Source organism: Paraburkholderia madseniana (assembly GCF_009690905.1).
Taxonomy (GTDB): Bacteria; Pseudomonadota; Gammaproteobacteria; order Burkholderiales; family Burkholderiaceae; genus Paraburkholderia; species Paraburkholderia madseniana.
In genome coordinates this window covers 1-25,706 of record NZ_VOSW01000081.1, presented here as the reverse complement: position 1 = coordinate 25,706, position 25,706 = coordinate 1, and the positions used below count along the sequence as shown (strand labels likewise).

The following is a 25,706-nucleotide window of genomic DNA, read 5'->3' as shown; positions in this document are numbered from 1 at the left end:
TCCCATTCTTAAAGCAGGTCCGGATTGACCTTGGACACTTCAGGTGCGAGCTGCAAAAGCCTGTTTGCCTGCGCGCAAATGAAGTCGGAAATCTTTCGCACCCTTGCTCGCTCGTCGTCACCGACATACACCTCGGACTGCGCAAGCCCGGGCGCAAACTTCAAGGCAGCCAAAGACATGCGCTCCAGCTCCCGCGCTAGAAGCGCCGGCCGTGTGCGGGTGCTCTGTGCGAACAGAGCAAGCTCAAACGGGGTGATTTCCTCGAGAAGGAACGCATCCCCATAAGCCATAGCCATTTCCTGGTCCACGTTCGCGTTGTCCGCGTAGGCGCTCACCGAGACCAGGTCATAAAGCGGCGCGGGTGTGAGGCGCGTGCGGCGGACGAAATACGAGATGTTTTTCCCGTGTGCGTCGCTATTGCCAATGAGCAACTGGAAAATCGCCCACCGGAGCATGAATGACCGGGCGTGCGCTGGAAGTTCGAAGTGTTGTTGCGAGAACAGCTTCTCAAAGCTCGCGCCTTCCCGGATGTTTCGCACATCCAGCGTACGGCCATAATTGCGCTCGTACTTCAACTGCGACGGCAGGTCCAATGCCTGGCAGCCATCGATGACATGCACTCGGCCGACCGCCTTGATTTGCCCTGGATTATCCGCGTCGACTTGCGCTACCCGGTCGAATCTCTCAATAAGCAATATTGGCTCAGGAATGCGGCGGATGGCGACCGGTGCGGCCGGTAACCCCATCTGTGCGGCAAGCGTCATGCAGTAATGCTCGTTGGCGACCATGAACGGCGTAGCCGTGTTCCGCGATTCCGGCTTCAGGATATGCGTGGAGCTGAGAGAACCATCAACCAGCGAGATGCGATTGCCCTCCACCATCACCTGCAGCTTGTCCTGGTAGCCCGCAACAGACAGGCGCACTTTCTTGTCCCAGACGGGAAACGGAATCTGCTCGCGCTCCTTGATTCGCTGGCTCAACTCTTCAACAGGAATGTCTCGCCGGATGGGCTCATCGGCGGGCACCTCCCCGGCTGCCTCGTTTTCGGCGGCAGTGAAACTGAACGCGCCGACCGGCTCCTTCCCGAGCATACGAATCAGGCCAAAGATATTGTCCTTGGACATCTGCGCAAAGCCCGCGGCCACTTCGAGCGCGCGACCTTCCGGCAGCAGGTTTCCGAGAAACCGCTGCACCGCGCCGGCCGCCGGCGCCTCCCCCGTATGAAGGATGTGCGGCGAGAGCGAAAAAGCGCTCCGCCGGTCTTGCCAGGCTTGCTCGTAGCGGAAGCTGTACTGGTTCTGCACGGCATCGAAGCCGAGGTGGCCAACGGTGTCACCGTTTGTCGAAATGCGGAGGAAATGTTCCATCAGACGCTCTCCCCAGCCGAAGGCCTGAGCGCCCTCACTGCGTCCTCTGCTTCGCTGGGCGTGAGGATAAGCATCTTCAGGCCCAGTCCCTCGAGCACCTTGAACAGCTTCTCCAGGCCAACGGATTCCCCGCGCTCCACCTTTGAAAGGAGGTTGTGGCTTACGCCGACCTGGTCCGCGGCGTCATCGATGCGCAACTCGTTTCTTGCTCGCTGATTGCGCACGAGACGCCCGAGCGAAGGAAGGTCGTGCACGACTGGGTCGAGAGCATCGATTGCGCGAGGTAGTGTTCGGGCCATAGTTCACAGATTTTCACAATAATCGCAGTGTGGCGAGCTATCGATCTATAGTTCACCGATTTCTACAATTATAGTCCAATCGCTATCGACAAAGCAATAGTTCACCGATTTCTACAGTTATGACAAGAAAATGCTCGAAGCGCGGGTAGTTCACCGAAAACGACGATTATCAACACCAAGCCAATCTCAGGCGGATAGTTCACGTTTTTTCACAATTAACGTCCTTCCATAGCGAACGCGGCGGCGTGCCACAGGTTCGGGGCGGGGCGAATCCGGATAGAGATGAGTGACATGACCTCAACGGTCATGCGGGTCAGCAGAGGAAGCTCCTGGAAATGCCGGCCCAGCGCCGCGCCGCGGAACACGCGCGGCGTGCCGTTGCCCGTTATCACCCGGTTAATTGAACCGCAAATCGTGTGACTCTCGGTGCCGTAGAAAATCTCGATGGCTTCGCCGTCGGCGACACCAAGCCGACGAGGTTTTATTGCACCTGTGCTGCCTGACGTTGCGCGGCTTGCTGTTGCGCATGCTGCTTCGCAAGGTGCCTGCCGACCATGCAGCCGCCGACAGCACCAACCACAGCGTGGTGCCCCGCGTAATGCCCGGCGCCCCCACCTACCACCGCGCCCTTGAGGCAGCCTGCGGCGTTTGCCGAGCCTGCCGTTGCGAAGGCCAGCGTCGTTGCAATCAAGGCGATTCTTATCGGGCTAGCTTTCATTCGAAGTTACTCAGAGATTGGATTTTTCAGATGCGGCGGCTTGCGGCGTCGTTTCAATACCCGCGCCAATCACGATGCTCGCGCCACTCGTGCTCACGCCATTCCTGGCGGCGCCATTCACGTTCACGCCACTCGCGACGTTCGCGCCATTCACGGGCTCGCCAGTCGTCACCACCGCCGTACGCGACGGCGACAGGTGCGGGAGCATACACAACGGGCGGTGGCGGTGCGTACACTGGTTCTGCAGGCGCATAGACGGCTCCGGGGATGCCCAATCCAATGGCGACGTCGACGTGTGCCGATGCTGCCGTCGATGCTGCCAGTACTGCCAGACCGAGCGCTGCGCCGAGAATTTTCTTGTTCATCTTCGCTACTCCTCGCACATTGAGTGCAATGTCAGTGACTACGGCTCGGAGTGTAAGGAGCGATGTCGGACACATGTGAAACGGCGGTGCGAGATTCCTAACATGGGATTACTCCTGAAGGCGTACCGCGTAGGCGATACGCCTTCAGAACCTGCGTTGTGCCGTGTGGCAAGTGAACGGGGTAACGCTACCACGCAACTGAACTTGAACAGTCATGTGACGTGAACTAGCCTTAACGTCTAGCCGGAAGCAAGCCTTTGGTATCGAGCCTCGTCAGAGGTGCGAGCCCCCTGTAGCGAACGTTTGACCTATCCGGTTCCCGGCTAGCGCTGTAGGACCTGGGTAGGAAACAGGTTCGTGTCACGAGACCTCCCGTGCCGTGCCCCCGGTGATTTCTTCGGGCTGGGACATTCGTAGGCGACTTCGTCGCCCTGATGCCGTTATATCGGAGGGAGCATGTCCGTTGACAACATTAAGACCATCGTCATAGTCATGATGGAGAATAGGTCTTTCGACCACGTTCTTGGCTACCTGAGCCTCAACGGGAAGGATGTCAACGGCCTCTCGGCCGACCCCACCTGGCGACAGAACTTCACGAACCTCTACGGCGACAAAACGTATGCCCTACATGCGCTTTCGCCGTCGACCCAACTTATCCCCGACCCGCCGCATGACCGCACGCCGATTTCGATGCAAATAAACACGCCGTGCGCGAATGGGGGCTGTCCCGAACTGGGTGGATTCGTCGCGAGCTATGCGACACGAAACCCTGCGCCAGCCGACCTATCGATGGTGATGGGCTACTACACGGCCGGTGCGTTGCCTACTTATGATTTTTTCGCAAAAAATTTCACGATCTGCGATAGCTGGTTTGCGCCACTTCCGACGGGAACCCAGGCAAATCGCCTGATGGCAATGGCGGGAGAGAGTGCGATTAGCGACAATGTTTCTGGTTTTCTTCCCGAGCAGTCCCTTGTTTACGACTGGCTGACCACACACGGCGCAAGTTGGTGTGTCTACCAGTCGGGAGGCTTCTTCCCGTTCTTCAGCTTGATGCCCAAGTGGTTGCCTGAGATAGTAACTTCGCTTGCCTTGCCGCTGGATGGCAATGGAGGGAGGTTCAGGCGGTATTCGCGCTTCAAGGCAGACTGGACGAACAGTAGCAATTTGCCTCAAGTCATTTTCATCGAGCCGGAATACACGGACGGGCCGCACGGGGTCCCGAATGACGACCATTCGCCTACTGGCGTCGCCCCAGGGCAAGCGTTCCTTGCCGATATTTATCAAACGATTTCTGCGTCCGAGCGATGGGATGAGACGCTGATGATTGTCACGTATGACGAGCACGGGGGATTTTTCGACCACGTAAGCCCACTTAACATTTCGGCTGAGGTCGCCGGTTATCAGTTTGAAACTACTGGGCTGCGTGTACCCGCATTCCTGGTCTCGCCCTATGTCGCGCCCGGGGGCGTCTTCTCCGGTAACCTGGACCATACGTCGATACTTCAGCTTCTCGCAGATAAATTCAACGCTGGTAGCACGTACTCTGCTTCGGTCAGCGCGCGCACACAACTTTCGAAGCTCAGCTCCGCTCTCTCTGAAACCAGAACACCTGGCTCTGCACCGAATCTAAATATCCCCATACCAGGCAACTCACCTGTACCGGCTCCCCTCTCGCCACCGACCGGCTTCTCGGCATGCGCGCAAGCCTTTCGTAGCGTCGCGCTTAAGGTTCAACAGGACCATCCGGAGTTGCTGTCTTCGCCGAACTGGGGCGACCTTGCGAGCTTTGTTGCGACATACAAGGGTGGGGCGTGAATTGGCGCGAAGTCTCCGGCTGCAAAGACGGCCGTTTCTGCTCTCAAGAAGGTCTCTGCGAAGAAGGCAACAAGCGAGAAACTTACTGACGCATCTCGACGAACCAAGGCGCCTGCTCTCTCTCAGGCACTTTGCATTTCAGCGCCAGGTCGCGGAACGCCTCACTAGCGCTAGACTGGCTTGAGCAACCGGAAGGAGACTTGGATGATACGCAAGACGCTCAATGCCTCGCAGCTTCAGCAGGAGGTCAACCGGCGAATCCATCGACTGCAGGAAATCGTCGAGGATGGCGTGAAGATTCGTGTGCCGCGGCCGCAGTTGCAAGAGGCTGACAAGACGGGCTGCAACTGGAACATGACCCACTTCGGCAACGCGGTCGGCTTCGAGCGCGACATCGAGGGCGTGCTCAAGGCCGTGCGTGCGGAATACAACCTCAATACCGAAGTGAAAGACACCGGCAACCCGTTTGGGGACTAACCGCGAACGACATCGATTCGTTGTTCGTTTTTGACGGCGTGGGCACGAATGATGCGCGTATCTCAAATGGTCTGCCTCGCGACGCCCCGTCGCAGATATTCCTCGCTTTGAAACGTCAGCGCAGCGTCCGGAAACTCACGCGAACTTCTTCCGTGAACGCCTGCGGCTGTTCCCACGCCGCAAAGTGCCCGCCTTTCGGAAGCCGGTTATAGTGAATCAGCTTCTCATAAGCGTGCTCCGTCCAGCTCTGCGGCGCTGCGTAGATTTCATCCGGAAACACGCTGACGGCAACGGGAATCGCAACGTGCTTCGGCGCGAAGAAGTTTAACTTGTTCTCCCAATACAGCCGTGCCGACGAAACGGCCGTATTCGTCACCCAGTAGAGCGTGACGTTGTCGAGCACGTCATCTCGCGTCAGGCCCTCGCTCTGACCGTCAAAGACGCGGGCAATCATCGCCTGACTCGCGGCGTCGTGATCGAGCATCCATGCAGCGAGGCCGATAGGCGAATCTTCGATCCCATACAGCGTCTGCGGACGGTTCGCCATCTCTTGCGCATAGCCGAGACCGTGCCTGTAGAAGTAGTCGAGCTGATCGAACGCGTGCTTCTCATCCGGCGAGAGGCTGGCCGGCGGCGGGTTTCCATACTTCAGTGTATTGGCAATGTCGTCCGGTACGGTGGCCGGCATGTTGGTATGAATGCCCAGCAGTTCCGGCGGCGCGATGAGCGCCATCTGTTCCGTGACCGCATTGCCCCAGTCGCCTCCTTGCGCCACGTAGCGTGTGTATCCAAGGCGCTTCATCAACACGATCCACGCGCGCGCGATACGTGCAGGATCCCAGCCCGTCGCAGTCGGCGCGCCTGAGAAGCCGTAGCCCGGCAACGAAGGGATCACTACGTCGAAAGCGTCCGAGGCATTTCCACCATGTGCCGTTGGATTGGTCAACGGATCGATGATCTTCAACTGCTCGATGATCGAGCCAGGCCATCCGTGCGTGACGATGACCGGTAACGCATTCTGATGTTTCGAACGAACGTGGATGAAATGAATGTCTAGCCCATCGATCTCGGTGACGAATTGCGGCAGCGAATTCAATCTCGCTTCGACCTTACGCCAGTTGTAATCTGTCGACCAATACTGCGCGAGCTTTTGCATCGTCGCAAGCTGCACGCCTTGCGATGCATCCGTGACCGTTTCGCGTTCCGGCCAACGTGTCGACTTGATGCGTCTGCGCAAATCGACGAGTTGTGATTCCGGCACATGCACACGAAGTGGACGGATCGTGGTTTTGTCGCCGCCCCCCGCTGGGGCAACTTCGGCAATGGATTGACTCGGTTCCGCAAAGGCGTACCGGCTCAGTGAGGCCGCAGCAAGGGACGCCGTTGCCATACCAATGAAACGACGACGCGACGGCGCATGGGGATCGATAATATCTAACACGCAAACTCCTACATCAACTTAGTAATCTTAACGATAAATTAAAAGACACAATTTATTGACTATCTCGTCCGCTTCACGTTCCTTATTTCGTCACAACCCCCTTGCTTGCCGCCGCGATGATCGCATCGGCAACAGCCTTCGGATGACTCAGCATTGCGACGTGACTCGAATCGACATGAATCGTCGTTGCGCCGATCTCCCTTGCCATTGCTTCCTCTGCGCGCGGATCGATCATGCGATCCTGGTCGGCGACCACGAACCAGGACGGCTTCGTGTGCCACGCAGCGATACTCACCTTGTCGTCCAGACAGCCCGCGAACCACGGTCCTTGCGTCGTCGCGAGGACACGTGCTTGCGCCGTCGGCAGATCCTGGGCGAAATCATTGATCACCGCGTTGGTGGACAACGTCAGGAAGTTTGCGGAGTCTTTCCTCAGTTCGCCTGCCCAGACCGGGGCCGGCTGGTTTTTCATCATGTCGTTGACCGATGCGCCGCTGTCCGGAACGAGAGCGGCTACATACACGAGCGCCTTGACTTTGTCGTCGTCGCCAGCCTGAGTGATCACGAAACCGCCCCACGAATGCCCTACGAGCACAACGGGGCCAGTTTGCTGTTCTATTGCGCGCCTCGTTGCCGCCGTGTCATCCGCGAGCGAGCTGAGCGGGTTCTGAACTGAAACCACATGAAGACCACGCGCCTCGAGCAGCGGGATCACCCTATCCCAGCTTGATCCGTCAGCGAAAGCCCCGTGCACAAGGACGACGTTCGTTCCTTTCAGGTCCTGCGGCGGGGCAGCATGGGCCGCGTGCAGCGCGAACACGCTGCCAAGCAGAAGCGCGGACGTGAGATATCTCTTCAACAGAAGATACATGATGGAATCCTTACCAAATGTGTGGAGTGAGCAGGTAGCATCGCAGGCAGCTCGCGCGGAACCGGGTCGGTCAAATGACCGGCACCACCTCTGTCGGTCGAGAAGCCGGCTGGATTTCTGTCCTTAAGGCGCGGCACGTGAACGCTTAGTAGCTTGCGACTTCGATCACTGCGTCCGCAAAGGCCTTGGAGGCTTCCTGCGGCAGGTTGTGACCGATTCCACCTGTGATGCTGCGGTGCGCGTATTTGCCGACGAACTTCTTCGCATACGCCTCAGGCTCCGGATGCGAAACGCCGTTCGCGTCGCCTTCAAGGGTGATCGTCGGCACGGCGATGACCGGCGAGGCCAGAGGACTAGTGGCCGTTGAGCAATGCAACACATAGGGCCACCCCGAAAGCGTACGTTCCCAGGGCCCCGATCGCTCGGGCTGGATTGGGCTTCGACATGGACGGCCAGGCAACTAGCGCGACCACCAGGAGCAAGCGGCAGGCAGTTGCGCCTACCATGCACCAGAGTTCCCAGTGATGCGGATGCTGAGAGCCGAGGTACAAAAAGAGCACCGCGAAGAATGGAGCGTACTCGGCGGTGTTGCCGTGAGCGCGAACCAGTTTGCTTAGCAACTGATCAGGCTCAGGTGCGTAGCCACTCAGCACGCCAACGCGAAAGCGCAGGATAGAAATGGAGAGTCCGAGAGCGAACAGGAGGAGGCCAAGGGCAGCGGTACAGGCCAGTGCGATGCTATTCATTCGATACTCCTTGCTTGGCGCCCGGTAACCACGGCGGTGCCCTTTGACTGCTTCTGGATCATGTGAAATCTCCCTGGAAGATGAACGCTCTTTCGACATGCCTATCGTAAGGCCCTGGACGATGGCTTGAAAGACGTAAATCCGATGTTTTAGGACAACCAATGCTTTCGGACATGTCCCGGAATTGCATCATTGCTGGCGCAGGACTATGATTGGCTCAAATTGCCGATATCTGCATTTTGGGACATCCTATGAAGACCGTTGCCTTGTTGCTCTTCCCGGGGTTCGAGATCCTCGACCTCGCCGTCATTGCCGTGTTCGAGTTGGCGAACAAGGAACTCGGGTACGAGTCGTATCGGCAAGTCCGGCTGTCCGAAGCCGGGGGGCCGGTTCCAAGCTACTCGGGCGCAACGGTAGACTCGCGCAAGTTCCGGAACGCCGCGTTCGATACGCTGCTGGTCCTCGGCGCCATCCCCGCCCCGACTTCCACACCGAGGATGAGGTCATTCCTGAAGCGCGCCGAACAGGCTTGCAGGCGAGTGGGCAGCATCTGCACCGGCGCGTTCATTCTCGCGGAAGCAGGGGTCCTCGACGGCCGCCGTGCAACGACCCACTGGTCCGCGGCTCAGGAGCTTCAGCGGCGACACCCGGACGTGAAGGTTCTGCCGGACCGAATCTTCACGAACGACGGCGGCGTGTGGACATCGGCTGGCATGACCGCATGCATCGACCTGGCTTTGGCCATGGTCGAAGAAGACCATGGAGAGGAGGTGGCGAAGGTCGTGGCGAAGAAACTGGTGGTCTACCACCGGCGTACCAGCGGCCAGTCCCAGTTCTCGGCGCTGCTGGAGCTTCAGCCCAGATCAGACCGCATACAGAAGGTGCTTTCATTCGCCAGAGCTAACCTTCACCTGGATCTTTCCGTGGAGGTCATCGCTGACGCCGCGCATGTGAGCCCAAGACAACTGAGCCGAATCTTCAAGATTGAGACCGGACAGTCTCCTGCGCAGGCAGTGGAGAAGCTGCGCGTCGATGTCGCTCGCAGCCTCGTCGACGCTGGGGAGCTCTCACTTACAGTGATCGCCAGGGAGACCGGTTTCGGCGACACCGAAAGGATGCGCAGAGCATTCGTCAGGACGTTGGGCCAACCTCCCCAGACCATCCGCCGGGTTGCAAGGCAGCAAGCTGCCTAGCCAGGCGGGCCCCTCGCACTGTGGGTTTTTCCCGTTGGGGGCGCGGTGTCGTCCAGGTACTCGATTCCAGGTACGCGATACGCAGTTTTCAGATGCCGTATTTCCTTAGAGGAATGGCGAGATGTTCGCTATTGCACGCGTCACGTAGGTCTCCTTCTCTCCCACTGGGGCGACATACTGAATCGCGTTGCGTGCAGCCTCGACACCCTCCAGACGCGCGATGAACCAGGCCGCCAGATACTGCGACGACAGGCACCCGCCTGCCGTCGCGACGTTCTGCTTCGCCACGAACGGCTGGTTGAGCACCGCCACGCCGGCTTCTTCGACCCACGGTTTGGTGGTCACGTCCGTACACGCCGGAACGCCGTCCAGCAGGCCCAGCTTCGCAAGTATCAGCGTGCCCGAGCACTGCGCACCGAGCAACTGGCGCGTCGGGTCGAGCCTTAGCTGCGACATCAACTCGGCATCGGCAGCAACGTCCCGGGTCTTTATCCCGCTGCCGACCAGCACCGCGTCGGCCTCGCATGCGTCCTGCAGCGACGCTTGCGCCTCCAGCGCCACGCCGTTCATCGACCGCACCCTCGCTGACGGGCTGGCGATCGAAACCCGCCAGCCGGGCTTTTTGACCCGGTTGAGGATGTTTAGCGCGATCAGCGAGTCGAGTTCGTTAAAGCCCTCAAAGGTCAGGATGGCGATGTGCATGACGTCCTCGTGCGGGTAGAGAGGTTGTGATGAGCCATCGTAGAGCCGATAATTAATACAATCAAATAATTGTCATGGATACATTCCGATATGGCTCAGCCGCGCTACAAGCAACTGGTCGACCGTCTCGCGGCCGATATCCGTGCAGGCCGTCTGCGTCCCGGGACGCGTCTGCCAACGCACCGCGACCTCGCTGCTCGCGAAGGCCTGGCGCTGGTCACGGCCACGCGTGTTTATGCGGAGTTGCAGGAGATGGGTTTGGTGAGCGGCGAAACCGGCCGTGGCACATTCGTCAAGGAGGCGCTCCCTCGAGGTCAGGGCATCGACCTGAGTGCGTGGAGCGCGGACACAGTAGACCTGAGCTTCAACTATCCGTCGTCGCCCGGCCAGACTGACCTTCTCAGGGCGGCGCTGCGCCAACTCGCTGTTGCAGGTGACCTGGAGTCTCTGCTTCGATACCAGCCCCACGGCGGGCGCGAGCACGAGCGCGCGACGGCGGCGCGTCACCTGGCCAGCCGGGGGTTGCCAGCAACGGTCGAAACGACATTGCTCGTGAGCGGCGCACAGCACGGGTTGACGACGGCCGCCATGGCGTTACTCGAGCCCGGCGACGTCGTGGCGGTGGACGCGCTGACTTACCCGGGATTCAAACTCGCTGCCGAGGCCAATCGGCTGGAGCTCGTGCCGATCCCGGCCGCTGGGCGCGGCCCCGATCTGGGCGCATTGGCGGCTCTGTGCAAGCAACGACGAGTACGCGCCGTCTACGTCATGCCGACGCTGCACAACCCGCTTGGCTGGGTGATGAGCGCGACGCGATGTCGGGACCTTGTCGCCATCGCCCGGCACCACGGACTGATACTCATCGAAGACGGGGCCTACGCATTCCTGGCTGAAGGTGCGCCGCCTCCGTTGGCATCGCTTGCGCCGGAGGCGACGGTCTATGTATCGAGCTTGTCGAAGAGTGTCGCGACAGGGCTGCGCGTCGGTTTCGTCTGTGCACCGAGCAAATGGATTCCCAAGCTCGAACGGGCGATCCGGGCGACAACCTGGAACACCCCGGCGATCATGACGGCCATTGGCTGCGGCTGGATGGAAGACGGCACGGTGGCTCGGCTTGAAGAGGAGAAGCGACGCGATGCCGCGATGCGTCAGAGCCTCGTCGCCGACATTCTGGGCCCGTTGAAGAGGGTCGGCCATCCCTGTTCGTACTTCGTGTGGCTCCCTCTGGCACAGGAGGTTCGCGCGGACGAGATTGCGATGGCGTTGATGCGCGAGCGGGTTTCCGTGTCGACAGCCCTGCCGTTCTCGACGTCGGCTCATGTGCCTCACGCCATCCGATTGGCAATCGGGTCCGTCGACCTCGCTACGCTCACGCGGTCCCTGGAAACGGTGGCCCGAGTTATCGCCGAACGGACCTACTGACCGTCAGTCGCGCCTGATTGATGCCGTCTTACTTCAACCTTCGATCAAGCTTCATCCGCTCCCGCCAATCGCGGCCGCCGAGCGGCGCAAAGCCGCCTGCGACGATGACACGGGCGAAGCTCAGCCCTCCGCGAACGCCAACAGCGGTTTGGCGTCGTGTGCGGCGCTCTCCGCGGCCGTGAAGGCTTCGAGTGCGCGATCGACGTGGTAGCGGCGCGCTGCCGGCGGCTTCAAGGTGCCCTCGGCCATGCGATCGAGCAGGCTGCGCAGCGTCTGGCTGCCCTCATTCACCCCCTTGCGCGCGAGCCACGAGAAGATGAGCCAGCCGCGTACCTCGGCACTCGAGTAGACAAGCGCCGGGGCGAAAATCGGCATCTCGAAGGCCGCCGGGTCGGTCTGGCGGTGCGACGACAAGGCTCCGTAGACGAGCAGGCATCCATTCGGGGCCAACTGACGCGCAAGCATGGCGCCGGTGCGACCAGCGACGCAATCGATCGCGCTCACGATGCCATTGCTGCCGGTGGCCTCCTTCAATTGCTCGGGCCAGCGTTCGTCCGCGGTACATAGCACGACGTCACCGCCAAGATCCTGGATCTCGGCGACCTGCTCTTCACGGCGTACGAGGTTGATGGTGCGGAACCCCTCCGCTTTCGCGATCTGCAGCACGAGGCGACCGACCGTCGAGCCGGCCGCGCTCTGGACAAGCCAGTCGCCGCGTCCAAGCTGGTGCTCCGACATCGTCATCGCCCATGCGGTCATCGGGTTGATCAGGGCCTGCGCGGCGTCCTCGTCGGAGATCGCCGCCGGTACAGGAATCGCGCGGGCGCCCGGACTGATGACTTGCTCTCTCCAGGTTCCGGGCACGTCCAGCAAAACGACGCGCTCTCCGATCCGCGAGCGCGGCACGTCGCTGCCGACGGCGTCGATGATTCCGACGCCCTCGGACCCGGGCGAAGCGGGCAGTTCGGGCTGACGCTGAGGGGCGAAACGTCCACGGATGACGTGCAAGTCGGACGGGTGCACGGGCGTCAGCAGCATCCTCACGCGGACTTCAGCTGGCCCGGGCGTGGGCTCGGGCAAATCACGCCAATGGACGACCTCTGACGGCTCGCCGTTGTGTTCGATGATCAGGGCCTTCACGTGGTTTCTCCTTCGAGTGACGGTGTTAATCGCGCCCCTGCGGGCGCGACGCGATGCACGTCCGCCGACGACGCGGGCGCCGCGGTCCTTGCAGTAGGCGACGCTGCTTCAGACGAAACTGACCGATTCAACCTTCGCTCGGATCATATGGCGACGCCCGGTTTTCAAGCTTCCATTTCTTCTCAGCTTCCGTATCAGGCCGAGGTGGTCGAATGCCGTCGATCAACCACAGTTCTTGCGGCGTTTCGCCGACATGCAACTCGTAGTGATAGCCTCGATCCTGGACAAATGGCGCAATCGCGGCGTTCGCCTTGCGGAGCCAGGACTTCGTCCATTCGGGGTCCTTGGCGATGTGTCTGGCGAAATGGTCTAATCTGATTCTGACAAAGTCGTCTCGCGACTCCCCTCCCATGAAGAAGGAGTCTTTCGGCTGTTCATGAAACAGAACGCCTACATAGAAGCGAGGAATGATATAAACGTCGACGATTCGCTTGGCCATCTCCTGCTTGTCATCTGCAGTGTAGGCGCCGACCGGATGATAGATATTCCACAAAGGCATTTTTGTCTCCATGCATCAATAAATGCCGCGTTTCTTATGTCAGAACATCTAATTCTCTTGCGAGAAAGGATGAACTTGACATGAGTGAGGCGGCGGTATCGGTAGCCCAAGGACAGGCTACCGGGTAAAACCATTGATCTTCGCAACGCAGCGTTCTTAGGGGAGGCGATCCCGCTCTCCGCCCGTTCTATTGGCGACGGGGAAGGCCGAGTATGCTGCGAGCCTCGTCAGGCGTTGCCACGTCCGCGCCGATGCTTCTGACGATACTGACCGCACGTTTGACCAGCGCTGCATTGCCTGGCGCCAGTTCCCCTTTGGCAAGATAAAGATTGTCCTCGAGGCCGACGCGGACATGTCCGCCAAGAATCACGCTTTGCGCCACGATCGGAAATTGCGCGCGCGAGATGCCGAACGCCGACCAACGGGCGTTCTCGGGCAGATAGCGTTTCATCTGAAGAAGGCTCTCGGTGTCGGCGGCCGCTCCCCATGGCACACCAAGACACAACTGGAACAGCGGAGCCTGCAGAATCCCCTGCGTTTCGATCAGGTGGCGCGCGAGGCGAACGTGCCCCAGATCAAATACCTCGATTTCAGGCTTCACGCCTGCTTCCTCGATCAAGCTTGCCATTTTGACGAGATGGTCGGGCACGTTGACGAATGCGCGATTGCCGAAGTTCATGGTCGCTACGTCCAGAGTGCAGATTTCCGGACGCAACTCGAGCACATGCCGGACACGAGCCTCAGGCGTCATCATCGTACTCAATTCACTTCCCCGGTTCGGGTCTTCGTCGCTGGGAACGAAACGTGCACCCGGGCCCGTCGTCAGATTGATCAATATCGGGCACCCACTATCGCGGATACGCGAAACGACTTCTCTGTAGAGCGACAGTTCAGTGCTTGGAACGCCAGTCTTGGGGTCACGAACATGAATGTGAGCGATGCTCGCACCGGCTTCACATGCAGCAATGGCCTCATTGGCGATTTGCTCGGGCGTGACAGGCACTGCAGGGTTCAGCCGCGGGGTATCGTCGCTTCCAGTAAGCGCGCAACTGATAATCGTCTTGTTCATCATAGTGTTCGGTCAAAGGGAAAGAGGGACGAGGCGCCACAATCACGCGCTTCGCCGTGGGAGCAGCGTCAGACACCCCGTTCAAGCGGCCCGCGCGGGGCCGAACGGTGCCGCCCCGACGGGGGCAACTCTGATCAGCTTCTTGTTGACGAACTCGTCGAATCCCAGTTGAGAAAGCTCTCGGCCAAAACCTGAACGCTTGACGCCGCCGAACGGCAGTTCCGCCGCCGTTGCGAACGGCTGATTGACGAACACCATGCCGCTCTCGATCTGCGCGGCAACCCGCTCGCCGCGTTCGGTATCCGCGGTGAACACCGACGCACCGAGACCGAATGGCGTGCCGTTGGCGAGCGCAATTGCGGCGGCTTCGTCCTCGACGACGTGGAAGGCGGCGACCGGGCCGAACAGTTCTTCGGCGAAGACCGGATTCTGCGGCGAGATGTCGGCCAGAACGGTCGGTTGCAAGTAAAAGCCCGGGCGTTCGACGCGCGTGCCGCCACACACGATGCGTGCGCCGTGCGAAGCCGCGCGATCGATCTGCTCAAGCAGCAGCGTCAACGCGCGCTCGGACGAAAGCGGGGCGACGGCGGTCGCCGGATCGGCTGGGTCGCCCGTCTCGAGCGCTGCCATCCGCTTCGCGAAGCCCTCGAGGAAAGCGTCCCCGCGCGCCTTGCCAACCACGATGATGCGCTTGGAACCAACGCAGCATTGACCCGCATTGAGCATGCGGCCCGCGACCGCGCTCTGGATCGACCAGTCGAGCGGCGCATCCTCGAGCACGATGAATGGGTCGCTGCCGCCCAGTTCGAGCACGACCTTCTTCAGATTGCGGCCGGCACGCTCGGCGACGGCGGCACCGGCGCGCTCGCTGCCCGTCAGGGTCACGCCCTGGACGCGCGGGTCGTCGATGACGCGGCCGGCCTGCTCGATCGAGATAAACAGATTCGTATATACGCCTTCGGGCGCGCCTGCCTCTTCGAACAATCGAGCGAAGGCCAACGCCGACTGCGGCACGCTTTCCGCATGCTTGAGCAGCAGGACGTTGCCCACCATCAGTTGCGGCCCGGCTACGCGCGCAATCTGGTAGTACGGAAAATTCCACGGCTCGATGCCGAAGAGCACGCCGATTGGCTCGATGTGCACGGCTGCGCCGGGCGCTTCCGCGAGCGGGCGCGGTTGCAGATACGCGTGCGCATGCTTTGCGTAGTAGTCGAGAATGCTCGCCGACGATTCCACTTCCTTGCGCGCTTCGCCGGCGCGCTTGCCCATTTCCAGCGTCAGATAGCCCGCGTATTCGTCGGCCTTCTCCCGCAACAGCGCCGCGGCGCGAGACACAATGCGTGCCCGATCGCTGACCGGACGGCGACGCCAGTCGGTTTCAAAAGCTCGCTGCGCGGCAGCGAGCTTCGCTTCGAGCAACGGGTCGGATATGTCCTCGTAGGTGGCGAGCAGTTCGCCGGTAGCAGGATTGACAGTCGTGTACGGCATGAGGTTCTCCACGAAAAGGTTGGCATTGAGTCATCGCATGGTTTCATGTTAACACCGTTATCTAATCCCTTGCACCCATTTTTGAGGCCAGGAATAACCCTCATAGATCTTCATGTTAACGGTGTTACTATGATCAGGTATTTTTTCAACAGAGGAAGCGAAATGGCAAAGGGATATTGGGTAGCAGCGTATCGGGCGGTCCATGACGCAAGCAAGCTCGCGGCATACGGCGTCCTCGCAACACAGGTGGTGAAAGCGGCGGGCGGAAAATTCCTGGTGCGAGGCGGAGAGGTCGTTGCATTCGAAGCGGGTCTCAAGGAACGGACCGTCGTGGTCGAATTCCCGAGCTTCGAACAGGCTCTCGCCACGTTTCAGAGTGAGGCGTATCAGAAAGCGTTAGCAGTACTGGCGGACGGAGCCGAAAGGGATGCGCGCGTCGTCGCGGGTGTCGACGACTGAGATGCTTACTGGCAACTACCGAGGCCGAACGCACTGTATGACGGTGCGGGCGCCGCTCACACTGGAGCTCACATGTTATGCATGTTTACATGCAATTCGGAAAACACCTGAACCCGACGAAATGGAGCAAGAATGGACGAAGCAATTGTTCTGAAGGAACTCAAAGGTCATGTGACGGTTCTTACGATGAACCGTCGCCCCCATAACCTGATGGGTCCGACGCTGTATCGCGCGCTACTCGATGAATTCGACGAGGCGGTAAAACGCGGCTCGCGCGCGATCCTGCTGCGCAGCGGTCTGCGGCACTTCTCGGCGGGTGCTGAGGTGTCACTTTTTCCGGATCGCATTGCCACGCAAGGCAAGGCTCTGATGGATCCGCTCGAGGTGCTTCGCGGCTTCGAGACACTACCGATCCCGATCGTCGTCGCGGTGAACGGTACATGCCTTGGCGGTGGCTTCGAAGTGGCGCTCGCCTGCGACTTCAGCGTGGTCGCCGCATCAGCCAAGATCGGATCGGTCGAGGTCGCGCTCGGCTTGCATCCGCTGCTCGGTGGCATCCAGCGTCAGGTGATGCGTGCCGGCCCGGCGCGTGCGAAAGAGCTCGCGATGCTCGGCCGCCGTTACGACGCGGCGACGCTCGAACGCTGGGGCCTGATCAATCTTGTTGTACCCGACGACAAACTCGACGAAGTCGCGTTGTCGGTTGCGCAGGAACTGGCGGCCGGGCCGACCGTCGCGCATGCCGCGACCAAGCAGCTCGTGCGGGTCGCCGTCAACGAGGGAGTCGCTGCCGCCGACGAAGCGATGTTCGAACTGCAAAAGCCGATCTGGGCGTCGCAGGATCTCAAGCGCGGATTGGAGGCCTTCGATAAGGCCGGGCCAGGTACCGCTATTTTCGAAGGGAATTGACATGGCCGGACCGCTCGAAGGACTCAAGGTCGTCGATTTTTCGCGGGTGCTGGCGGGTCCGCTGTGTGCCCGCACGCTGGCCGATCTCGGCGCCGACGTTATCAAGATCGAGCCGCCGCGGCCCGATGTGTCGCGAGCCGCATTTCCGAATCGCGACGGCATGTCCGGCTACTACGCGCAGCAGAATAGTGGCAAGCGCAACGTCAGCATCGATCTGAACGTGCCGCACGCACGCGAGCTTGTGCTACGCCTGTGCGACGAGGCGGACATCGTCGTGGAGAATTTTCGGGCCGGCACGCTCAAGGGGTTTGGACTCGACTACGAGACGCTCGCAAGGCGTAATCCAAAGCTGGTCTACGTATCGATCACCGGATACGGCCAGCGAGGTCCCTGGGCCTCGCGCATGGCCTACGCGCCGACTGTGCAGGCTGAAACGGGATTCACGCACAACACATTGCGCCATTTCGACAGCGCGAGCGACGGCCCCAAGTGGACCGATCCCCTGTCGCACGCGGACGTCTATGCGGGCCTGCAGGCGACCATCGCCGTGCTGGCGGCGGTGCGCAAACGTGAAGTAACCGGACGCGGTCAATACATCGACGTCGCAATGGCTGCCGTGATGCTGTCGATCAACGAACGCGCTCACCTTGACCTCGCGGGTGTCGATACGGGCGCCGAGCCGGGCATCCTCGGCGCCTCCGACGGCCCGCATTTCGTTGGCCCCGGTGGCGAAGAGTTCGTGGCGGCGCAAAGCATCATCGGCAGCAACACGTTTCCGAATTACTTGCGCGCCATGCGCCGCATGGACCTTGCGCAGGATCCACGCTTCAGCACCGCTGAGCGCCGCCTGCAGAACTACAAGGCGCTGCACGCGGTAATCCAGACGTGGATGCTCTCGTTCCGCGATCTCAGGACGCTCGATGCGCAACTCGACGAGGCCAAGATCGCGATAGGCCAGATCCGTACGCTGAAGGAATTGGCCGAGACCGATTGGGCAAAGCAGTGGGGTGCGGTGCACGAGATCCCGGATCGCCGCGGCGGCTCGTATCTCATCCACGGCTATCCATGGCGCTTTTCCGATGACGAGCTTGGAATGCGCAGCGCACCGGCGTTTCGCGGCGAACACAACGAGCAAGTGTTCCGCGAAGTGGGACTGGCGGATGTCGAAATCCGCAATGCGGTCGACACCGGCATTTTGGTCGGCGGGCCGCCACCGTCCGCGAAGGAGATCGACGCCGCTGTTCTTGCGGAAACACGGTCCAACTAAACGCAACCACGTGTCGCGGCGCGCTAACGGGCTGGAGCCCGTACGCAAGCGCTGTCGCGACTGTTGCTCATGACAGGCGACGTCGGAGGACAGAATGGAAGTGGTGAGGGAAACCTGTGTAGACGGGTCATCATCAGATGACAACGCCCTCCTGCGGAAGGCCTACACTTCAGCGCAATGGAGGATACTGCCGATACTGTTTGGCTTATGGATGCTGGCGTGGGTCGGTCGTTCGAACGTTGCTTTTGCGAAGTTGCAGATGGTCGTGGATCTGCGATTCAGCGAAACGGTATATGGATTGGGCGCCGGGCTCTTCTTCGTCGGCTATGTGCTGTTCGGCGTGCGCCACATTGTCAGGAGGCGATCGCGCGTTGGCGATATTGCGTGCCTATCTACGCAGAATTTATAATCATTTCCTTGTTTTGCTCCTCGAACGAAGGTCACGTGAGTCCCAAGCCAGCTACCCCGAAGAATGCGGATTACCACCATGGCAATCTGCGCAACGCACTCATCGAAGCAGGGCGCAGCGCGCTCATGGAGGTATCGGCACAAGACTTGAGCCTGCGTTACCTCGCACGCATGGTGGGCGTATCAGAAGCCGCACCCTCGCGACATTTTTCGGGTATCGACGAACTGCTGGCCACGATCGCGGCAAGCGGTTATCGTGACCTCGCTGCGCTGCGCGTTGCGATCCGTGACAGCGAGGATACGGCGCTTGCCAAAGCGTACCGGATGATGCGGGTGTATGTTGAGTTCGCGCAGCGCCACAATGGGCTGTTCAGTCTGATGATCGGGCCTCGCATCGTGGCGCATCAAGCGTATCCGGAACTCGCCGAGGAAAGTAACAGGTCTTTTGGGTTGTTTTCCGAGACGATCCAGGCGCTGGCTATCGAGAGTGGTTGGGCCCACTCCGATCTCAAGCTCGTGACCCATGCCGCGTGGAGTATGGAGCATGGTCTCGCCACGCTGATCCTGGCGAACCGCGCGCCGCGCGCGGACACCAAAGTGGCGGTACCAAAGCTGATCGATTTTGTCGTGATGACGTTGCTTGGCGCGATCACGGCGGGTCCGGATCATCTGCAGAGCGTCACCGAACAATGCGCAGCTTTTCAAAAGTCAGCGGTTACGCGAACGGCGCGCAAGCGCGCCAAAGCGTAGCCAGCATCGCCCATTTGGCGGCGATACGCTCTCTCACTCCTTTGGGGCCAATGTGCCCTGATAACCAACTCGAATTCAGCCGCGCCTTTTCGATGGTTGCGATGAAAGAGTGTCTGTGAGTACCGCTTCGATCGTCGTGGCGGCAAGCGTCTTTCGAACGCCATCGTCGATCGAATCATAGACGTGGCTCAGCGTCGCCCCGATGCCTCGACCGACGGGGCACGCCTGGCTAGGTTTCGAAGGGTGCAGCGCGAAACGCGCGCCCTCTTCAAGTGCGTTAAAGACGTCGAGCAAACTGATTGCGTCCGCACTCTTCGCCAGACGCCATCCCGCGTTGACACCGCGATAGCTCTCGACAAGGCCACCTGTTGCAAGCAACCCAAGCGTACGACGAATCACCACCGGATTGGTGTTGACACTCGCAGCGATCCGATCGGACGTGACCGGGTCAGGACTGCGCCGTGCGACAAGCGCCATCCACGCCAGGATGTGGGTCGCCACGGTCAAGCGGCTGTTGGCGCTCATAGAAAGCCCGCGTTAGTCAATTTAGTTGTAACTATATTCGTTACACCATGGGTAGTCAATCCTGACAAGTTTGATGAATCCGGCGACAAAGCGCATTCCTTGCCTTAAAAGACGGACGTTTTCACGCTACACACATGGGTACCGGAGCCGCCCCGCCCGCGCCATATGCGTCTCGTCGACGACGTCTGTTCATGACAAGAGACTTGTGTCGATGGCCTCGATGGTTTATGTTGTAACAACTATTGTTACATCAAATACGCTGTGACGATAAACGTTTGGTGTGCCACGTTCCATAGTCAGAGGAACGCAGCAGCCGTTCTTGCTACCCTCAACACCGAAATGAGAAGCCCGCAGATGTCCACACTCTTCGATCCCATCCAGATTGGCGCGCTGAAGTTATCGAACCGCATTGTCATGGCACCGCTCACGCGCATGCGCGCGTTCGCCGAGCGCAGTCCAGGCTTCCTCAACGCGCACCACTACGCGCTTCGTGCAAGCGCAGGACTCGTCATTACCGAAGCCACTTCCGTCACGCCTCAGGGCGTTGGCTACCCCAACACGCCGGGCATCTGGACGGAGAAGCAGATTGCCGGCTGGAAAGAGGTGACCTCAGCGGTACATGATGCGGGTGGCCTGATCGTCTCCCAGTTGTGGCACGTCGGGCGAGTTTCCGACCCGATCTACCATGACGGCCAGCCTCCGGTCGCTCCAAGTGCGATTGCGCCGGAAGGCCATGTCACTCGCGTGCGGCCTCAGCGCCCATACACCGTGCCGCGCGCGCTGGAGACCGAAGAAATTTCCGGCATCGTCGAAGATTTCCGGATCGGCGCCGCAAACGCACAACGCGCTGGTTTTGACGGTGTCGAACTTCACGCTGCAAATGGTTACCTGTTCGATCAGTTTCTGCACGACGGATCGAACCTGCGGACCGACCGTTACGGTGGCTCGATCGAGAACCGTGCGCGCTTCCTGCTGGAGGCAGTCGATGCGCTGCTCACGGTTTGGCCCGCGGACCGCATTGGCGTACATCTGAACCTGATGTCGAGTTCATATTCGATGCGCGATTCGCATCCGCGCGCGCTGTTCATCTATGTCGCCGAGCAACTCAACACGCGCAACATCGCTTTCATTTTTGCGCGCGAGGCACTGGATCGCGGCGACGATCGCATCGGCCGTGACGTGCGGCGTATCTTCAAGGGGGCCTACATCCTCAATGAAGGACTGACGCGGGCGAGTGCGGAATTGGCCATCAAACGCGGCGATGCAGACGCGGCGGCGTTTGGGCGCCCTTTTATCGCCAACCCTGATCTGGTGGAGCGCTTTCGACGCGGTGCGCCACTCAATACGGTCAATCCGGAAACCATCTACGCGGACGACGAAACCGGCTACAACGACTACCCGCTGCTGGATGAAGCTGTGTGAAGCAGACGCGCGATGGATGACACCTTCGCCACTCGTCATAGATGCAGGCTCGTCAGTTTCGGTGCGCCCTCATTCACGAACTGGACGCCCACAACGACGTCGTCCTCAAGGCATTGCGCGAGGCAACACGCTCCAAACTCGCCGCTCTCGAAGAGATACGCATCATGTTCGTTGCGTGACGGACTTTATTCTTCCGGATCACAATGATCCGAGAGAATAAAGTCTTTCACAAGGCACTTTTTCAAACCATTGATTAGAAGACGGAATTTTCGGACGCATCGATGCATTCAAAGTCTGTCACGAGATGCAAGATTAAGGAAACTCGGAAGTGGCTGCGGAATATAGTCTGTCACGCCAGAGCGGACAGGCCTGAGCGGGCAGTAAAGGTTGAGCGCGGCTACTCAGTGCGAAACTACAGGTCGCCAATGTCGCTCCAAAAGATTTCTTCAAAAATCGATCTGGGTCCCGAGGTGAACGCCCTTTCCGAACATCGACCAATCCAAACAGGCTAATAGGACACGGCCGGGCAATGCAATCCCACGATACGTGGTTGGTGGAACTATTACGGGGCTTTCTATCGGAAGGCCATGCAGGGGCTCGGTCGGTATCTGAACCGCAAGCTCGCGCGCTGGGCCAGGTGCAAGTACAAGACACTACGACGGCATAAACGGCGTAGCGAGGAGTGGTTGCACAAGATGAGGAAGGCGTACCCGCGACAGTTTGTACACTGGCAGTTTCTGAGGGTAAAGGTTGGATGACGGGAGCCGTGTAAATCGAGAGGTTTACGCACGGTTCTGCGAGAGGCTCGGGGTGAAATCCCCCGGGCCTACTTATCTGTTTGTGACGATGCACGTCGCACACAGGCGTTTCTCTCGTGCTTAGGCCCGATCCGGCAGCACTTCGCGCTGCCCAGACATCAGATGAACGCGGCGTATCTCAGTACGCAATATATGGACCCTTTCCTCCAGGCGTCGATTGTTGCTCGACGGCAGCATAGATGTTACGCCCGTAGAAGAATGGCAAGCCCCAGACGAACATCGTCGGGGTGACGAATGCCGGACCGGCAAGCAGCGGCATCACCGGATCGCCCGCATGAATCAGCCTGATCTCCGCGGCATTGCCGACCGAAAATGAGACCGCACTGGTCACACCATTGACACCTTCAATCATTGCGCTCAACTGCTGGGTCGATGCAGGGCAGTAAAACCAGTTGTTTGGCGTTGCGCAGATCGGCAGCGCGCTGGTTTGAAAGAAAAGCCCCGTCGAGCCGCTATCCATGACGCTCCTCGAGTAGGTCGTGCCATTTTGCACTGTTCTGAACGTGCCGGTGGACGGACTGACCCCGATCACCTGCGCACTGCCCAAGCTGTTATTGCCCTGCGTGCCAATGCCAAACACCAGTTGCCCGCTGAGCGAGGCTTCGCTGCTTGACGACGCGGCTGGCAACATCAAAATCGAACCGTTGTTATTGGTCGCAAAGTAGGGAATCGGATTGGCAACCTGCAGCTTTTCGGCGACGGCGATCGACGTGCAACTGGTCTCGACGCAACTGTAGTAGGTCGCCGGCACTGCATCCTGCACGCAGACCGGACCGCAATCGTGCTTGAACACGCTAATGCCGAGTATTCCGTTGGCCGCCAGACTCGTAGGGGTGTTCCGCGACGCGCCGAGACTGCTGCAGTCCGACGGCGTAGCGCTATAGTCCGGATCGATCACCTGAATCGGCAGCGACGCTGCTTTTTCGCCGGCAATCCGTACATCGGCAAGCTGCACCGAACCCCACGTGTAACCGTCGAAGAACTGCATGCATTCGGCAAGCGGATTGCCCGCGCCATCCTTCTGTTGCGGCAGCTCCAAAGACACCGGAAGTTGAGTGGCGAACACGCGCAGCCCGGAGGAGCCCGTGTCAACTTGTACGTGATCAATGGTTTGACAGTGCGTCGTGCCCGGCATACAGAGCGTGACGCTGACGAAGGGTATATTCGGCACACCGATTACGCCGAAATCGACGGTCACCGCTGCTGCATTGGAGGCTAGCACCTGGGGCGCGGTGGATATATTCGTGGGCGATTGCGCGGGTACTGACGTGCTGGATGAACCGCTGCTCGCGCCACTGCCTCCGCATCCGGCCATCAACACTGCAAGCAATGCAGAGGCAAGCAGCTTGAGAAGCGAATCTGATTTAAGGAGCAGACACGGATCGCGCATGATCGCTCCGCTATTGAATGACGCTGGCGTCGACCCCGACGGGGATCGCTCGCGGTAGATACGCGTAGCCCGCAAACGCACGTAAATGACCGCCCGAGAACACCACCAGCGCATCGTTCGAGACGGCAAGCGGGATCGCCCGGCGCGCTACGCTGGCCGCGATATATTGATTGAACGCATCGCCGAGCGTAGCCCTCAGGTTCGGCAAGGTCGGGCCTTCCCACGCGACGCCGAATACGATTCCGTTCACTGCGACATACTCGCGCACCACGGTGCCCGACGGCAGCGTAATCAGATGCACGGTATACGCAATTTGCGATGTGGCGCCGTGTGCTGTGGCATGCATTCGAACCTGGTCGCTGCCTACACTGCTGACCCTTTCGCCAAGGGTGGCCTGTGCGGGTAAAGACAGCGCACAAGTCGCCGTGAACATTGCACAAGCAATACCGGTACGATATATCGCTATCACGAGCTTCCCCTCCAGCTGAAAACACCCTGACTGGCCGCTTTCACCAGTAACAATTAATATGTAATACGAAATATCCGTCAAACTCTTATGGATTTGTTTATGGATAGCCCCGCCGTTTGCGTCGAAAGTGCGTTGGCCTTTCCATGACCACGCGTGCGAGGTTTTGGTGTCGCTTCCATAGATTGTTTTTGGCTTGATATCGGCCGCAACAGACTCGCTTGTGACGCTCATAGAGCAATGACTGTGCCATGAGGGCGCAAACGCTTGCTACGCGACAAGCGGCGTTATTCCAGTGTGGTCGACGAGTACCAGGCAGGCGCCTAATGTCTCGCAAACGTTACATGTCAGAGGCTTGACCTAGTTGGAAATGCTCGTTTCGCATGTAAGCAGTCACGTCCATGCCACCCCGCTCGTCCAACGCGCATAAGGCTAGAACGAGGGTTCCTATCGAATATTCAGGCGTAGCCGGACGGCAACGAACAAGAAGCGAAGTGCCGCAAAACCTGTCTCAACATTGAGACGGGATGGGGGTCGCATTGAACCGCATTAGGTTTTCCGGAGACTCCAACGTTTGAGAGAATGGAGTTATGGAAAGCGTAACGAAGGAATCACCGAGGTATTCACCGGAAGTCCGTGAACGGGCGGTTCGAATGGTCCACGAGCACCGTGGCGAGCATGAATCGCAGTGGAAGGTGAGCGCAAATTGCCCAACTGGTTGCGGGTTTTATGACGCGGCCGAATTTTGTCTGTGAGCCCCGCCAGGACTGGAGTTTTGATCGGCGGAGCCAGATCGGTTAAAGTCCAGATTTGTGGATGGCACTGGTGGCTGGAAGCCAATGCTGGCAAACGATTCCGACGAAATTGAGCCTTGCGCAGTTCGAACAGTTTGTCTTGCCGCATCTGAATACGGGTCGCGTGGTCCGGCACCGACGCTGGGGTTGCACAGGATCTTCAACTACATCCTGCAGTTGCTGTACATGGGATGACAGTGGAAGACGTTGCCGATCGAAAGGAATGCCGAAGGTCGCCCTGAAATCCACTACACGCGCATCTATCGGGCGTTGCGGCGACGGCAGGCCGATGGTTGCATCGACGCGATTTTTGCGGGCTCGGTGCGCAAGCTTCATCAGGACGGGCTGCTTGAACTCACGGTCATCCACGGCGACGGCACGACCACTGCCGCGAAGAAGGGCGGCGACAACCTTCATTGGCGACGCGCCCGAAGGAGTTGTTCTTCCGGATGCACGCGCAGGGCGTGCGTATGCCTGCTTTCAGGTTGGTACCCGCACCGCGCGGGCGACCAACTTGACGACCGCGCCCACCGTCCAGCCAGCCGGTTTTGTACAGCCGCATGTGCGGATATTCCTGGTCTGAGGGGAACATGGACCGGTTAAAGCATGCGATGCTTGAATATCACGAACGTAGCAAGCATCGCGTCGGCGGCTACGCCCCTGGCCCCGGGAAACTCGACTGGGCAACCCAACCGGATCCGTTCCGGGTGTTTCACGGCGCACCGCGCATTGATCTGCCGTTAGCCGCGGATAGCCTGACTACACGCTACAACGAACTGCGCTGCGGCGCTTTGCCGCCCGCGCGCAGATTCGATCTTTCCAG

26 protein-coding genes and 4 pseudogenes are annotated in these 25,706 nt (G+C 59.7%); 13 read left to right on the top strand and 17 right to left on the bottom strand.

All coding sequences use genetic code 11. The features are described 5' to 3' along the window. Positions 1 to 8: 8 nt before the first annotated feature. The 4 genes from FSO04_RS32880 to FSO04_RS32865 all read right to left on the bottom strand — a co-directional run bounded on the left by FSO04_RS32880 (position 9) and on the right by FSO04_RS32865 (position 2,749). A complete protein-coding gene (locus FSO04_RS32880) occupies positions 9 to 1,367 on the bottom strand; it encodes a HipA domain-containing protein (protein WP_154565750.1) in 1,359 nt (452 codons plus the stop codon). Then, positions 1,367 to 1,621 carry a helix-turn-helix domain-containing protein gene (locus FSO04_RS32875; RefSeq protein WP_233465055.1) on the bottom strand — a complete coding sequence of 85 codons (255 nt, stop codon included), beginning with the start codon at positions 1,619 to 1,621 and terminating at the stop codon, positions 1,367 to 1,369. The genes FSO04_RS32880 and FSO04_RS32875 overlap by 1 nt, the downstream gene beginning before the upstream one ends. A 526-nt stretch (positions 1,622 to 2,147) precedes the next feature. Further along, positions 2,148 to 2,384: a hypothetical protein gene (locus tag FSO04_RS32870; RefSeq protein ID WP_154565748.1), complete on the bottom strand. Its 237-nt coding sequence runs from the start codon at positions 2,382 to 2,384 to the stop codon at positions 2,148 to 2,150. Positions 2,385 to 2,437: 53 nt separating this feature from the next. After that, positions 2,438 to 2,749, bottom strand: a complete 312-nt coding sequence (locus FSO04_RS32865; protein ID WP_154565747.1) for a hypothetical protein — start codon at positions 2,747 to 2,749, stop codon at positions 2,438 to 2,440. 456 nt (positions 2,750 to 3,205) lie between these two features. On the opposite strand from FSO04_RS32865, the gene FSO04_RS32860 reads away from it, so the two are divergent. Then, a complete protein-coding gene (locus FSO04_RS32860; RefSeq protein ID WP_154565746.1) occupies positions 3,206 to 4,567 on the top strand; it encodes an alkaline phosphatase family protein in 1,362 nt (453 codons plus the stop codon). Between the two features lie 204 nt (positions 4,568 to 4,771). Further along, the gene (locus tag FSO04_RS32855) at positions 4,772 to 5,044 is read left to right on the top strand and encodes a hypothetical protein (protein ID WP_062091079.1); all 273 of its coding nucleotides are present in this window, start codon (positions 4,772 to 4,774) and stop codon (positions 5,042 to 5,044) included. 115 nt (positions 5,045 to 5,159) lie between these two features. Here the strand turns inward: FSO04_RS32855 and FSO04_RS32850 are convergent, their stop codons facing one another. The 4 genes and pseudogenes from FSO04_RS32850 to FSO04_RS32835 form a co-directional block, all read right to left on the bottom strand. Continuing rightward, positions 5,160 to 6,434 (bottom strand): epoxide hydrolase family protein, encoded by a 1,275-nt coding sequence (locus FSO04_RS32850; protein WP_154565767.1) that lies wholly within the window; start codon positions 6,432 to 6,434, stop codon positions 5,160 to 5,162. Between the two features lie 133 nt (positions 6,435 to 6,567). Continuing rightward, on the bottom strand, positions 6,568 to 7,356 hold the full coding sequence (locus FSO04_RS32845) for an alpha/beta fold hydrolase (protein WP_154565745.1): 789 nt from the start codon (positions 7,354 to 7,356) through the stop codon (positions 6,568 to 6,570). A gap of 145 nt (positions 7,357 to 7,501) precedes the next feature. Next, positions 7,502 to 7,699: pseudogene (locus tag FSO04_RS32840) on the bottom strand (alpha/beta hydrolase); the annotation flags it as partial. A 10-nt stretch (positions 7,700 to 7,709) separates the two neighbouring features. Then, positions 7,710 to 8,102 carry an MAPEG family protein gene (locus FSO04_RS32835; RefSeq protein WP_154565744.1) on the bottom strand — a complete coding sequence of 131 codons (393 nt, stop codon included), beginning with the start codon at positions 8,100 to 8,102 and terminating at the stop codon, positions 7,710 to 7,712. 251 nt (positions 8,103 to 8,353) lie between these two features. Between FSO04_RS32835 and FSO04_RS32830 the strand changes: the two genes are divergently transcribed. Continuing rightward, positions 8,354 to 9,295: a GlxA family transcriptional regulator gene (locus tag FSO04_RS32830; RefSeq protein ID WP_154565743.1), complete on the top strand. Its 942-nt coding sequence runs from the start codon at positions 8,354 to 8,356 to the stop codon at positions 9,293 to 9,295. A 105-nt stretch (positions 9,296 to 9,400) separates the two neighbouring features. Here the strand turns inward: FSO04_RS32830 and FSO04_RS32825 are convergent, their stop codons facing one another. After that, positions 9,401 to 9,997 carry a DJ-1/PfpI family protein gene (locus FSO04_RS32825; protein WP_154565742.1) on the bottom strand — a complete coding sequence of 199 codons (597 nt, stop codon included), beginning with the start codon at positions 9,995 to 9,997 and terminating at the stop codon, positions 9,401 to 9,403. 90 nt (positions 9,998 to 10,087) lie between these two features. Between FSO04_RS32825 and FSO04_RS32820 the strand changes: the two genes are divergently transcribed. Further along, positions 10,088 to 11,419: an aminotransferase-like domain-containing protein gene (locus FSO04_RS32820; RefSeq protein WP_154565741.1), complete on the top strand. Its 1,332-nt coding sequence runs from the start codon at positions 10,088 to 10,090 to the stop codon at positions 11,417 to 11,419. 120 nt (positions 11,420 to 11,539) lie between these two features. Here the strand turns inward: FSO04_RS32820 and FSO04_RS32815 are convergent, their stop codons facing one another. The 4 genes from FSO04_RS32815 to FSO04_RS32800 all read right to left on the bottom strand — a co-directional run bounded on the left by FSO04_RS32815 (position 11,540) and on the right by FSO04_RS32800 (position 15,675). Beyond that, positions 11,540 to 12,559, bottom strand: coding sequence for a zinc-dependent alcohol dehydrogenase family protein (locus tag FSO04_RS32815; protein ID WP_199203074.1), 1,020 nt, complete (start codon positions 12,557 to 12,559; stop codon positions 11,540 to 11,542). Between the two features lie 127 nt (positions 12,560 to 12,686). Continuing rightward, positions 12,687 to 13,118 (bottom strand): tautomerase family protein, encoded by a 432-nt coding sequence (locus FSO04_RS32810; protein ID WP_154565740.1) that lies wholly within the window; start codon positions 13,116 to 13,118, stop codon positions 12,687 to 12,689. Positions 13,119 to 13,305: 187 nt separating this feature from the next. After that, positions 13,306 to 14,190: a beta-keto acid cleavage family enzyme gene (locus FSO04_RS32805; protein ID WP_154565739.1), complete on the bottom strand. Its 885-nt coding sequence runs from the start codon at positions 14,188 to 14,190 to the stop codon at positions 13,306 to 13,308. Positions 14,191 to 14,268: 78 nt separating this feature from the next. Beyond that, positions 14,269 to 15,675: an NAD-dependent succinate-semialdehyde dehydrogenase gene (locus tag FSO04_RS32800; protein WP_154565738.1), complete on the bottom strand. Its 1,407-nt coding sequence runs from the start codon at positions 15,673 to 15,675 to the stop codon at positions 14,269 to 14,271. Between the two features lie 162 nt (positions 15,676 to 15,837). On the opposite strand from FSO04_RS32800, the gene FSO04_RS32795 reads away from it, so the two are divergent. The 5 genes from FSO04_RS32795 to FSO04_RS32775 all read left to right on the top strand — a co-directional run bounded on the left by FSO04_RS32795 (position 15,838) and on the right by FSO04_RS32775 (position 19,468). After that, complete coding sequence (locus tag FSO04_RS32795; protein ID WP_154565737.1) at positions 15,838 to 16,134, top strand: DUF1330 domain-containing protein; 297 nt, start codon at positions 15,838 to 15,840, stop codon at positions 16,132 to 16,134. A 132-nt stretch (positions 16,135 to 16,266) separates the two neighbouring features. Continuing rightward, positions 16,267 to 17,043, top strand: coding sequence for an enoyl-CoA hydratase/isomerase family protein (locus FSO04_RS32790; protein WP_154565736.1), 777 nt, complete (start codon positions 16,267 to 16,269; stop codon positions 17,041 to 17,043). 1 nt (position 17,044) lies between these two features. After that, positions 17,045 to 18,310: a CaiB/BaiF CoA transferase family protein gene (locus tag FSO04_RS32785; RefSeq protein ID WP_154565735.1), complete on the top strand. Its 1,266-nt coding sequence runs from the start codon at positions 17,045 to 17,047 to the stop codon at positions 18,308 to 18,310. A 94-nt stretch (positions 18,311 to 18,404) separates the two neighbouring features. After that, positions 18,405 to 18,719 (top strand): hypothetical protein, encoded by a 315-nt coding sequence (locus FSO04_RS32780; protein ID WP_414693493.1) that lies wholly within the window; start codon positions 18,405 to 18,407, stop codon positions 18,717 to 18,719. Between the two features lie 35 nt (positions 18,720 to 18,754). Continuing rightward, entirely contained in the window at positions 18,755 to 19,468 is a 714-nt protein-coding gene (locus FSO04_RS32775; protein ID WP_233465054.1) for a TetR/AcrR family transcriptional regulator, read from the top strand. A gap of 75 nt (positions 19,469 to 19,543) precedes the next feature. Here the strand turns inward: FSO04_RS32775 and FSO04_RS32770 are convergent, their stop codons facing one another. Then, a complete protein-coding gene (locus FSO04_RS32770) occupies positions 19,544 to 19,993 on the bottom strand; it encodes an Rrf2 family transcriptional regulator (protein ID WP_154565733.1) in 450 nt (149 codons plus the stop codon). A gap of 354 nt (positions 19,994 to 20,347) precedes the next feature. Between FSO04_RS32770 and FSO04_RS32765 the strand changes: the two genes are divergently transcribed. The 3 genes and pseudogenes from FSO04_RS32765 to FSO04_RS47795 form a co-directional block, all read left to right on the top strand. Next, complete coding sequence (locus FSO04_RS32765; protein WP_154565732.1) at positions 20,348 to 21,415, top strand: alkene reductase; 1,068 nt, start codon at positions 20,348 to 20,350, stop codon at positions 21,413 to 21,415. 530 nt (positions 21,416 to 21,945) lie between these two features. Beyond that, positions 21,946 to 22,173, top strand: a pseudogene (locus FSO04_RS48840) (group II intron maturase-specific domain-containing protein); the annotation flags it as partial. 87 nt (positions 22,174 to 22,260) lie between these two features. Continuing rightward, positions 22,261 to 22,347 (top strand): annotated as a pseudogene (locus FSO04_RS47795) (IS6 family transposase); the annotation flags it as partial. Positions 22,348 to 22,351: 4 nt separating this feature from the next. Here the strand turns inward: FSO04_RS47795 and FSO04_RS32755 are convergent. From FSO04_RS32755 to FSO04_RS32740, 3 genes are all read right to left on the bottom strand, one after another. After that, positions 22,352 to 23,623, bottom strand: coding sequence for a DUF3443 domain-containing protein (locus FSO04_RS32755; protein ID WP_154565731.1), 1,272 nt, complete (start codon positions 23,621 to 23,623; stop codon positions 22,352 to 22,354). 10 nt (positions 23,624 to 23,633) lie between these two features. Beyond that, entirely contained in the window at positions 23,634 to 24,056 is a 423-nt protein-coding gene (locus FSO04_RS32750) for a DUF2844 domain-containing protein (RefSeq protein WP_154565765.1), read from the bottom strand. A gap of 830 nt (positions 24,057 to 24,886) precedes the next feature. After that, positions 24,887 to 25,300, bottom strand: a complete 414-nt coding sequence (locus FSO04_RS32740; protein WP_154565729.1) for a hypothetical protein — start codon at positions 25,298 to 25,300, stop codon at positions 24,887 to 24,889. A 173-nt stretch (positions 25,301 to 25,473) separates the two neighbouring features. On the opposite strand from FSO04_RS32740, the pseudogene FSO04_RS32735 reads away from it, so the two are divergent. Then, positions 25,474 to 25,706 (top strand): annotated as a pseudogene (locus FSO04_RS32735) (nitroreductase); the annotation flags it as partial.